This window comes from Bartonella sp. AP57NXGY, from assembly GCF_042195805.1.
Lineage (GTDB): Bacteria > Pseudomonadota > Alphaproteobacteria > Rhizobiales > Rhizobiaceae > Bartonella.
The window spans coordinates 1-1,567 of record NZ_JBHIOZ010000261.1 but is presented as its reverse complement, the minus strand read 5'-3'; the positions used below and the strand labels follow the sequence as shown (position 1 = coordinate 1,567).

Here is a 1,567-nt window from a genome sequence, read left to right as displayed (position 1 = left end):
CGCACAACGGTTGACGGCGTGGAGACCGTATTAAACACCGAGGCGCTTTCTGCTGGGGGTAATGCAACGGTGATTGCTAAACAAGATATTACCGCCTCAGGGGTGGGGATCAGCACCGGAGGTGATCTTGCCATGGCTACAGAAGAAGGCAACTTGACGATAGGCTCAGCTGCAACGCATCACCATAAACAGTATAGTGACTCCATTATGCACCATAAATCTGTGTTAAACTCTGGAGGCTCGACGACACTTCTCTCTGGAAAAGATTTGAATATTTTAGGCTCTGATGTTCAAGCGCATGATGATCTTTACTTACAAGCAAAAGAAAATGTTTCGATTGATGCTACACGCAACAGCATGGACAATCATCGCGGGAGTGAAACCTCCCATGTCGCCTTGCACAATGGCTCTCATTTAAGTTCTGGAAAAGATACCACTGTCATCTCGGGTCAAGATATCCATATTGCTGCTTCCGATATAGATGCGAAGGACAATGTTGCTCTTGGCGCACAAGGGGAGATAACAATAGGGGTGAGAAACGATGAAAGAGATTATCATTTTCAGAGCAGCGACTTTAGTGTTGATAGGCAAGAGTCTATTTCTCGGGGTTCTTCGATAAAATCTGGGGGTGATACCACTGTTGTTGCAGGGCAGGATGGGAAACCGCATGACCTTAGCATCACAGGCAGTTCCGTTGCGGCTGAGGGCAAGGTAGGGCTGAAAGCCAGCAACGATGTCCTGATCACCAATGCAGAGGATAGTTCACACCGTGAGATATCTAGCTACACAGATGGCGGTTTTTTTGGGGGAAGCTCATCCTATCATGAAACTTTTGGAGCTACCCAAGTGGTAGGTTCAAGTATAGCAGGAGAAAAAGGCGTTGCCATTGAATCTGGAAACAACACGGAAGTTGTCGCCTCGACGCTCGTAGCCGGTAAGGCAGAGGAAACGTCAGGAGAGAAAGCACCAGGAGAACAGAAACAAGCGGATATTACCATTCACTCTGGGGGAAAGATTACTATCAAAGGCGCCCAAGAACACTTGGATCAGCAAGCACAATCGTCATCAAGTGGCTTTTTGCATGAGAAATCGTCCGATACATCTCAATCGCATACCACAACGGTTTCCTCTATCCTTGGGGCGACGGGAAACATCGTGTTAGACGCACAAGGAGAAGCCAAGATTTCTGCTTCTCATCTTCTTTCCGGTCAAGATATCAATGTGAGCGGAGAAAGTGTGACGATTGATGGCATGACAGATCATCATAAAAGCCATTCAGAGGAGCATGAAACAGGTTTTGGTGTGGGATCAGGTAAGGGCTTTGTGTCGATATACGGGAGTGAGGGAAAGACAGAAAATGAAGAGAGCTTTGAGCATCAAGGCTCTTCTCTCAATGCGGATGGCAATATCAACATCACTGCCAAGAAAAAAGATGTGAACGTGGAGGGCTCTGATCTTGCGGGTGAGAATATTAACCTTTCGGCAGCGCATGATGTCAATGTGCTTGTTGGTCATAATAGCCATTCCTCAAGCTCAAAGGAAGAACGTACAGGCTTTGGCATTCAGT

1 protein-coding gene is annotated in these 1,567 nt (G+C 47.0%); it reads left to right on the top strand.

From position 1 onward, the window contains the following. The coding region (locus ACFIL8_RS10095) for a hemagglutinin repeat-containing protein (RefSeq protein ID WP_375689653.1) at positions 1-1,567 on the top strand (1,567 nt) is incomplete at both ends.